The organism is Anaerovorax sp. IOR16 (genome assembly GCF_017168145.1).
In the GTDB taxonomy this organism is placed as follows: domain Bacteria; phylum Bacillota; class Clostridia; order Peptostreptococcales; family Anaerovoracaceae; genus IOR16.
Window position 1 is genome coordinate 94660 of the sequence record NZ_JADQTL010000008.1, and the last position, 10585, is coordinate 105244.

4 protein-coding genes are annotated in these 10585 nt (G+C 34.0%); all 4 read right to left on the reverse strand.

Translation table 11 applies throughout. The features are described from left to right. Window positions 1-29: 29 nt before the first annotated feature. Window positions 30-5063 carry an InlB B-repeat-containing protein gene (locus tag I2490_RS02570; protein WP_206458220.1) on the reverse strand — a complete coding sequence of 1678 codons (5034 nt, stop codon included), beginning with the start codon at window positions 5061-5063 and terminating at the stop codon, window positions 30-32. A gap of 71 nt (window positions 5064-5134) precedes the next feature. Then, window positions 5135-5710 (reverse strand): TetR/AcrR family transcriptional regulator, encoded by a 576-nt coding sequence (locus I2490_RS02575; protein ID WP_206458221.1) that lies wholly within the window; start codon window positions 5708-5710, stop codon window positions 5135-5137. A gap of 248 nt (window positions 5711-5958) precedes the next feature. Next, complete coding sequence (locus tag I2490_RS02580; protein WP_206458222.1) at window positions 5959-6435, reverse strand: YbhB/YbcL family Raf kinase inhibitor-like protein; 477 nt, start codon at window positions 6433-6435, stop codon at window positions 5959-5961. A 143-nt stretch (window positions 6436-6578) separates the two neighbouring features. Beyond that, on the reverse strand, window positions 6579-10526 hold the full coding sequence (locus I2490_RS02585; RefSeq protein WP_206458223.1) for an S-layer homology domain-containing protein: 3948 nt from the start codon (window positions 10524-10526) through the stop codon (window positions 6579-6581). Window positions 10527-10585: the final 59 nt, after the last annotated feature.

Below are 10585 nucleotides of genomic sequence, written 5' to 3' on the forward strand. Positions count from 1 at the left end.
TGTAACATTGAAGACTTCCACACTTATTTTTACATGCGAAGCAGCTCAATCATGCTAAATAAAATTTGAGCAATCTCCGCGCGTGTTGCTGTTCCTGTTGGATTAAGTGTGTTGTTATATCCATGTATAATATCTCTCGATACAAGATATTTTGTAGCCTCCATCGCATAGTCTGATATTTTATCTAAATCATTAAATTCATCAACTGAAAGATTTTTACCTTCTATATCTACATTTTTTTGAATCATTACCATATAGAAAATATACATAATATCTTGACGAGTGATTGGCTCATTTGGATTAAATAAATCCTCATCTACTGGAGGTAATACTCCTAATGCTTTTAATGTCGATATTGGCATAGAGTAATACTTATCATCCGCTACATCTACAAAACTTTTTGTGTTTTCACTAGTTAAATTAAAATACCTTGAAATAAGTGTAACAAAATCTGCTTTTGATATCGTTTCATTTGGTGCAAATTTTGTTTCAGAAGTCCCCATGATCACTCCTCTTACAGCGAGTGCCTCTATCGCCTTTTTAGCCCAGTGACTTTTAGTATCTTCAAATGACTTTTCTACATATTCAATTCTATATTTTATGCCTTTTTCACTTATAAAGGATATTTCATCATCTACAATAATAGCATCTTTCATTATCTTCTCGCTGCCGTCTTTAAAAATAGCTTTCACTATATATCTATGTCGTTCTTCTTCATTAACATTTATTTTAGTTGTTATAAAATGAAGGTCATCACCGCTTCTAATATTTATTATAGTAACTGGTCGCCCATTTTCATCTGTTGTATTTTCTGTAGTGATTGTTTTTTTGCTTGTTGACACAGACTTTTTCTTTTCCCATTGTGCATATAATGTCATAGTAGCATTATTTATTGCACTAAGGTTAACTATACTTTCTCCATCAAGATAATTTATACCACTCCCATCTGAAATTGTATTCCAACCTTTAAAATTGTAACCTATTTTTGTTAACGTATTGTTAGATAAGTTTGCTGAAATACCATATGTAAATGTTTGATTATGCATAGGAACATTAGAAGAAGTTTCACTTCCTGTGCCTAGGTTTGCATCAAATATTATGTTATAGGTATTTGGTGTCCATTTTGCATAAAGAGTCGTATTTTCTGTCACCGTATCTACATCAAAATCCCATTTAGTATTAAATTCAGAATCTTTATACCAATTTTCAAAAGTATATCCGGTTTTTATTGGATTGTCCGGTTTTGATATTTTGGTATCATAATCTGCATTAATATTTGGGACATCACTTCCATTGTTCACATCAAATATTATATTATAGGTATTTGGCGTCCATTTTGCATAAAGAGTCGTATCTTCTTTTATTGTATCTTCATTAAAATTCCATAAAATTTTAAGTTCAGAATCTTTATACCAATTTTCAAACGTATATCCGATTTTTATTGGATTGTCCGGTTTTGATATTTTGGTATCATAATTTGCATTAATATTGGGGACATTACTTCCATTGTTCACATCAAATATTATATTATAAGTATTTGGTGTCCATTTTGCATAAAGAGTCGTATTTTCTGTTACCGTATCTGCATCAAAATTCCATAAAATTTTAAGTTCAGAATCTTTATACCAATTTTCAAACGTATATCCGGTTTTTATTGGATTGTCCGGTTTTGATATTTTGGTATCATAACCTACATTAATATTTGGAACATTACTTCCATTGTTTACATCAAAGCGAACCTCAAAACCGGTTACATTAACTGTAACATCCGTGTATTTCATACCATCTAATGTAAAAATAGTGATTGTTGCTGTACCTACTGCCTTCCCCTCAACTGTAGCATTGTTATCAACACTAACAATACTTGGGTCGCTAGAAACATATTTAATCAGCTTAAATGTTGCATCACTTGGTAATACAATTGGGTTTAATGTAAATGTTTGATTCATTTTTAAGTTTAATTCTGTTTGTTCGACCGTTATATCTGTAGGCGCAATTATTTGACTCTTTAAAGTAGGATAATTACCTTCTTCTATATCCCAAACATCATTAAAGTCAAATGAACGAAAACTACTAGCCGTTTTTTTTGTATCATCCGTTTTATCATAAAGAACACAATCAGAAATAACTGGATCGCCATACATATCATAAAAATATTTAAAAATATCAACACCGCCAAATTGATATATGTTATAAGCATGAGCGAATTTTCCACTTATGCTTCCTATGCTATATTCATTATTTATGGTATAGCATCTTACTGTATTTGATGGTGCGTCCCATTCAGCTCTATCAACACCTAATATTCCATAATCACTACCAATTTCTCCTGTGTTATAGCAATCTTCAATACTGCCATCGCTTATTCCAGCAATCCCACCAATTTCTACATAATTATTTCTTTCAAGAGATGGGGTACTTATTGATACATCATTATAAGATGTTCGAATCGTTCCACATTTATTTTGTCCTGTAATCCCACCGATGCATGATTGACTAGAGCTATATATTCCGTTTGAATTTACATCACCTAAATTAGCACATTTCTCTATAATTCCTGTATTTTTACCAGCAATCCCTCCTAGGCAATAATATTGTAAATAACTAGAAAATCTCCCTGATTGGCTAAATGTAACCGTTGACTTATTTACACAGTTGAAAATAATTCCGTCATTCCTTCCTGCAATCACACCAACAGCTACACTTTTATCTTTCGTATTACTATATCTTATATTACAGTTTTCTAAAGTAATATCTGTTATTGTTCCATGATTCATTCCAAAAATACCTACGTATGTTTGATCATCGGTTCGATCTATATTCATGTTAGAAATAGTATAGCCATTTCCATCAAAAATACCTCTAAAATCTATTGGAATAAACCCTTTGCCATCATAATAATAATCTCCACCGACGCTAGTCGCTGGTCCCATATCTATATCGCTTATTAATCGAAAGCACTTATCCGGATAGTTTCTTACACCATCTAATGAGCTTGGCGAGTTGATAAGATATGGACTTTGTACACTTCCATTACCTCCCGCAAAAGCAAGCGATGGCGTTGAAAAGCTAACTGACCAGCCCCCTGCCATATTGTTTCCAGATTCATCATTAATTGCATCTTCGCCAATAGATAGCGTATATGTCGTAGAATCTAAAAGTACTTGGCTGAACTTTATCGTTATACTTTTATCACCCAATGTACAATTTAGTGGTATATAATTCGTTCCATCAGTAAGCGTTATGTCGCTAAAATTGCTTCCCTCTATAATGTAATCATCAAACTCTACCAGCATATTTCCATCATTTCGATAATTTGTTTCTCCACCTGCCGGGTTTGAATTTACAACATAAGGATCTATATTATCAATCGCATCATCTTCTAATATTATCAGCGTCACAGATGTTGATGTACCGTCTGGTAGTTCTTCACTTCCACTTGGGTTTTCGATAATAAATGAAAACTGTCGATCTCCGGTATATATTCTATCGCTAATGCAAGGTACGCTAATATACTTTGATGTTTCTTTATCACCAAAAGTCACAGTCCCTGAAGTTTCTACGTAATCAATCCCAGCAACTGCTGTATCATTAACTGTTTTATAATTTACAGTAAAGCTTCCTTCGCTCCCACCATTTCGTCTTATTTCTACATTAAAACTATAATCACCATCTATAGGATCAACTTCTGAAACGCTAGCGCTTGCAGCAGGAAGATATGGATACCCTGGATCTCTTTGCTTATATGATGTAATAGAATTAGCTGTCACAAAATATACATAACCATTGTTATCTATCGCTTGAGAGTAAGCACTAGGTTTACTCCAAAGCACTTCTCCATCTGTATTAAGAACAACACCATTGCTTAGATATATAATGCCATCCTTTGTTATCGTTGGAGAATGAAACAATGATTTTCCTTCTGGCGCTGTATATAAGGTAGTAACATTGTTATCCGTATCTATTTTTAAAAGTCTTCCCGTTTTTTCCTCAACATAAGTACCATGATATATAATCAGTCCAGTCACAGCATATGCATTGCCTTCATTGTCTACAGCAACTTTACAATTTATATATGGCGTATTGCTATATGGATCACCATTGTCAGTTATTACTATAGTTTCAAGTATTTCTGTACGTGCTTCATTAAATTTAATCTTTACAAGGGAACCATATGGTTGCACAAAGCTTGAATCCTCTAGCTCAGCATAAGTAGCAACAAAGATTGTGTTATCCGGACCTATTGTTATATCGTATACACTCGGAAGATAAAATGCATCGTTTGACGATAAATGAACTTGATTGAATGCACTGTCGAAAATGCATAATTTGCCGTGTATAAATACATAAATATATCCATCATCATCTATCGCTACTGAGCTCTCGCTTTCTAGATCCCCATACTCGGATAAAGGTAAAGAACTATATTCTTGAACAATATATCCTTTTATATATTCTTTACTCATTCTAATAAATCTATATTTGTCCACATACCCGTATCCACTTCCCGTAGCTTGTTTACTTACTTGTGTGAATAAAAGGTTGCCTGAATTATCAACTGTTAAATAATTATCGCCAGCACCTTTATATTCATGGGATTCTCCAAAAGTATCTTCTGTAGATAAGAATACCAACGTACCTTCACTGTTAAATCCTCTAACATGATCATATTCTAGAACATATACGATTCCATCATCTGCTACGATCGGAGCCCCTCCACAGATATTACCACACTCTGCAGACCATTGAAATACACCACTTGTGTTGACACAATATAAATAATGATTATTCTCCAAACGTTTATAAAAATAATAATTGTTTCCATCGTTGCTGAAAACAATTGGAGAATCAATAGAACCGTCGGAAAGAGTATAGGAAGCAACTTTATGGGGATCAGTGATGCCAGGGTGTGACGAAAGTCTATCCGTTGCAGATTGTGAAGGCCAAGGATTATTCTTATCAAACCCGCCCCCATGGCTACCAGAATCCCACGCAAATACAAGGGTATTCATTCCACAAAGCATATAGATGAGTAACCAAAAACAAAACACTAGTTTAAACATAGATTTAATAGATTTCATTAATATCTCCTCCTTAAACATAATCATTTTTAATTGTTCCAATAAAGCTCATATTAATTTTTTAACTCTATCTGACTTAGCATCATATTCGTTATTTCCATGCCATAAGTTCTAAGATTAAATTCTCCTTTTCTTAAACACCAATCATAAATAACACCTCGGACACAACTGGTTAAAATGTCAGCAATATGTTCTGGAGTTTTTTCCTGTTTTATTTCATTATTTTCCTGCCCTTCTTTAATTGCTTTTTTTAATAATTGATAATAGGTCCTTTCTGATGCAATTAAGAATCGTTCCGTTTTAAAATCTTTAATTTGAGAAGAATATATCGTAGAAATAAATTCTAAGCCAATTTGTTCTTCAATATTTTTAAACACGTATTGAATAAATAAAGATATTTTATCTATTATTTTTTCAGTCTTTATATCCATCTTCGAAAATTCAAAATACGCCTCATCCGCTAAGGGTATCATGTTAAAGAGTAATTCTTCTTTGCTCTTAAAATGTGTATAAAAACTACCCTTCGACGAATTTGCGTTTTTTATTATTTCATCTACCGTTACAGAATAATATCCTTTTTCTTTAAAAAGCTCACGCGCACACTCGATAATCCTTTTTTTTGTTTCCATTCCTTGAAGTATTCTTTTATTCATTTAAACCCTATTTCCTCTTCATAACTCTTACTTTACTACATACAGACCATAGTCTGTATGTAGTATTATTAAATACTATATTTCGTAAAATGTCAAATAAATGATTGAATTCAAAAATAAAAAAGAAGGATATTCCTATGACTTGAAATCCTTCTTTTTTAGATCTTAATAAATACGTATCTCTGATGACAGGCATCATGAAAATTTCTCAAATAAAAACCCAATCATTCTCTATAACTTTGGAATTTCCCCGAAAGAATTGCTTGCTGAAGAATATGTCCTTCCATTTGAACTAACAAATCTCGTTTTCTACTGTTAGGAGGCAATTCCAGCTTACAGTCTAAAATATAAAAAGTAAACACATAAGTATGAATTGACTTAAGCGGTGGCTTCGGGCCTTTATATCGATGTTTCCCATAAGCAATCCCTTGCATAGCACCTCCAAGACTATTTACAACAGTGCCATGAGGTATGGCTTCTGGAATCACATTTTGTATGGGTATATTCCATATTACCCAGTGATTATAATTTGGAAAAAGTGGGTGAGAAGCATCATCGAAGGTAATTGCAATTGATTTTGCATTTGCAGTTATACCTTCTAATTCAAAACAAGGAGATATATCTTCACCACGAGCAGTGTTTTTAAGTGGGATCCATTCCCCTTCAACAAATGATTTACATTTAATCTTTAACTTATCCATAATTACACTCCAGTTTTTTTAGAAAACTATAACATAAAATTATAAGTATTTAATTATTTTTATTATATCTTATTTTTAAATTGATTAAAATTGCTTATAAGTAAGGCTTCAAGAAAAATATCTCTTGAAGCCCTTTTGTTGCATTATATTAATTCTGATTTTTGCAATAGCTTTCTAATAGTCACTGCAACTTCAGCTCTTGTAATATAGTCTTTCGGAGTAAGCATTTTGTTGTAATTACCAGATACAATGCCCACTTTCACACAAGATGCAAGGCTGGATTTTGCCCATTTTGAAGTTTCATCATAATCTTTAAAACTGGAAAGGATACTTTCGATTTCTCCACTCTCAATATTAATTGTTAAATCTGTAAGACTCATTGCCCTTGTTAATATCACTATAGCCTCTTCTCTGGTTATTTTTCCCTTAGGATTAAATTTTTTGTCTCCATACCCGGATATTAAACTATATTCATAAGCGGTTTCAATCGATTTACAATACCAATCACCGGATTTTACATCACTAAAGAGATTTTTTTCTGTTCCTTCCTTTAATCCAAGAGCCCTCACTATAGTTGCTGTAAATTCTCCCCTTGTAATATCACGGTCAGGTTTAAACATACCATTCCCGACACCACTTATTACCATTCTCGAACCCAAATCGTTAATCGCATCCTTTGCCCAATGCTTCTTTACATCAGAGTACTCAACCGAGTGCCATATCAAAGTATAGAGACTGTTTGTTAAACTATTGATCTTTGCATAATACCTTCCGTTAACATTCACTACTTTCGTTGGTACATGATGTATACTTCCATCTTCATCGATTCGTACACCTGTAGTTATGCGATCAGAATGTATCTCAGCAGGTATTGCTATCGCTCTTTCAACATATTTGTTAAATTTAGACGATTCCACAGTTTTGTTACGGAAGCTGCACTTTATTTCAAAATTTACAGGATTGCCTACTGTCTCATATTCCTTTTGTTCTATAGTACTCTCGATCCTTTTCACCTCTTTTTCCGAAGGATTTGAGATTTCTATTTGAACTAAAATTTCTTCTAATGAAACTTGGTTGTCCAGTTTATCCATTATGGAATCAATGTTTATCTGTTTTGCCGGCAACAAATAAGACGCAGCTGCATTTTTAATTTCCAATGCCACATTTTTATTCTCCATTTGCTTAATATCAAGACCGGTTAAACCATCTATGATTATCTGAGAATTTCTTTCTGTCGATAAACTTATAACATCTTCTATCCTATCATTTTCTAATAATTCATGTACACTGCCATTAATGATAGAAATTTGCACGCTGTTTTCATTACTTGAGTTTATTGAAGCCATTTCTTTTATGTGATTTAGTTTATCTCCATCCAAACTGATTTCCACTAGGTTTGAGTCCTGATATTTCTTGGATTTTTTGGTCTTAACGGTTACTTCATCTGTTTCTATTACATTTCCTGCTTTATCCCTAGCTCTCATTTTAAGTACATACTCGTTGCTTGACAAAAGATTTGTAAACTGATATGTACTCTGTTCCTTATATTCGTTATTATATTCACTATTTAAGCTAAAATCATAAAATACTGCTTCTGTTCCTGATACGATGGCACTGTTAGAGGTACTATCTATTGTTTCTCCACTGATTGTAATTGAATGTGCCTGAACGGAATCTACATTGATCTCAAAGATTTTAGGTACTGTTTTATCCAGCTTGTAAGGCCCACTATAGCCTGTTACGATATTTCCTGCCAAATCTATTATCTTATAATGGATAAAATTTTCACCTTCTCTGTTTATGCTTATACTTTTAACAACTGTTTTAACATCTTTTTCATAGCTTACATTTTCGTTTACAAAGTCATCGTAAATAACCGGAGGTTCTATGCTCTGCGTTACTTCATAATATATTTTGTCTATCCCAACTGTATCCGCATATGTCATGTCCACTGAATAATCAGTGTTTGTCCAGTCTACCGTTTTATTTTCCTTGCCATTAGTAAATATGGGTCCGTCGACCGAAGTAGGAACAACTTCCGGATTGGTCCGATCTATATATACTGTTTTCGTTGTTTCGGTACTGATATTTCCTGCATTGTCAATGACTCTTGCTGTTATTTGAGTAATACCTTCCTGGGCAATAAAAAATTCTTCTTTGTATGCAACAAATCCATCTGTTTCTTCTGCCCCTCCCAGCATATATTCAATCCTGTTTACTCCACTCTTAGAACTACCTAAATCGTCATTATCGGCAATTTTTACCACCTCAAAATTCTGACTGCTCCATCCGCCGTAAACGGTTATATTCGGAGCAAGAGGGCTTGTTTTATCGACAATGATATCTCCTGTATAACTCATCGAATCTTGGTTATTTTGAATGTCTGCTGCAGTAATTACCAATCCTTTGTAATTATCCTCTGCGATGCTATCTGTATCGATATCCCATCTAAGACTCCAATCAGCACCATCTGATGTATTAGATATATTAATGCTCTTTTCTTTGCCGTTTAGACTAGCGCTTACGGTAACGTCTTCGTTATCAGCATCAGAAACGACTCCAGTTATTTCAATCATTTCCCCTGCTTTTTTATATATATTACTTAGGCTGTTTATTACTATTTCAGGTACTTTGTTCGTTTTGTAGGTTCCTACTTTTATTGGTGGATTTTCTACTCCGTCTTCATTTTTTACTTTTACCCATAAATCATATTTTGTGTTTTCCGGAAGTGCAGTAAAGGTTCGTTCCAGTTCTCTTGAATATGGGCTGGAACTTACAATATTATCAAAACTGTCATCCTTTCGCGTAATCCAAACCTGACATTGTGGCGCTACAGCATTATGAGAATTTGCTATAAGCGTTACATTTAAGGTATCTTTCGTACATGATTTTGCAATGGATCCTGTAGGATCTTCTGCCTTGGTGTATTTACTCACTTCGGATGTTTGTATTATATTCCCGGCTTGATCTTTGGCTTTCATTTTGAATGTATATTGTTTATTTGGCTGTAAACTTACAAAATGGTATGATCCATCTGCTTCGTATACTCCATTGTATGCTCCGTCTATGCTGTAGTCATAAGGTTCTGCTGCCAGGTCCGAGACCACAGAACTGTAGGCGTTACTATCTGTCGTTGTTCCGTTTACAGTAATTTGTGTAGTACTGTCTATAACGGTATGTATTATAAAGCTAATAGGTGCTGTTTTGTCTACTTTATACACTCTGCTTTCTATTTCATTGCTTACATTCCCAGCATTATCGATTGTTTTTACTTTTAGCTTATAAATACCATCCTCAATAAATGAAATATAATCTCCCGATGTATAAGCGTTCCATGGACTCCAAGTAGTATCGTTTAAAGCCTTTGCATAACAATATTTCGTATCCGCTATCCCGGAGCCTTCCTTATCTTCAGTGATAAAATTAACGGTAATATCTGCACTTGTCCAGTCACTGCTGTCAACGGATAAGGATACCTGTGGCTTTGTACTGTCAATCTCGAATTCATTGCTTTCTTTATAATCAATCGACCAAACTTTACCGTCATAAGAGCGAATCCTCATCTTAGCCTTCTTGATGTCCACAGTTGGGATAATAAACGCCTTTGAAGTCTCTGTTATATTTTTTCCTATATTATTCCAATCTGTTCCATCATAATAATCAAGCTCATAGCTCAAATTGTCTTCATCTGCATCAAACGCACCATTCCAGGATACAATTACACTCTCGCCACCCTTGTACGGTGATAAACTGTCCATTATTAGATTAAAAGGAGCAGTCGGTGTATCATTTATCGGATTTACCTTAATTGTCACAATCGCTGTAGCCGTTCCATTATCACTGTCACATATTGTATAGGTAAAGTTATCCGTACCGCTCCAGTTTGCATTCGGTAAATAGGTAACGGTTCCATCCCCGTTGTTCGTCACAGTCCCGTGAGCTGCCTGTGTTACAGACTGTACAACTAAAGAAACCGTATCTGTTTCCACATCATAATCATTATTTCTCACATTAACTCTAACACTGCAGTCTTCGTCCGTACTTCCCGAGTCATTGTTTGCCGATGGGACGTCATTTATGGAGTGAACCATTATATTTACCAAACTTTCGTTTGATTCATTGTCATAACCATCGTAAGCGCAATAACGGA

What these genes read in the sequence shown, in the direction of transcription:
- I2490_RS02570 (WP_206458220.1), bottom strand. Translation starts at nt 5,063, where the DNA reads ATGTTTAAACTAGTGTTTTGTTTTTGGTTACTCATCTATATGCTTTGT.
- I2490_RS02575 (WP_206458221.1), bottom strand. Translation starts at nt 5,710, where the DNA reads ATGGAAACAAAAAAAAGGATTATCGAGTGTGCGCGTGAGCTTTTTAAA.
- I2490_RS02580 (WP_206458222.1), bottom strand. Translation starts at nt 6,435, where the DNA reads ATGGATAAGTTAAAGATTAAATGTAAATCATTTGTTGAAGGGGAATGG.
- I2490_RS02585 (WP_206458223.1), bottom strand. Translation starts at nt 10,526, where the DNA reads ATGGTTCACTCCATAAATGACGTCCCATCGGCAAACAATGACTCGGGA.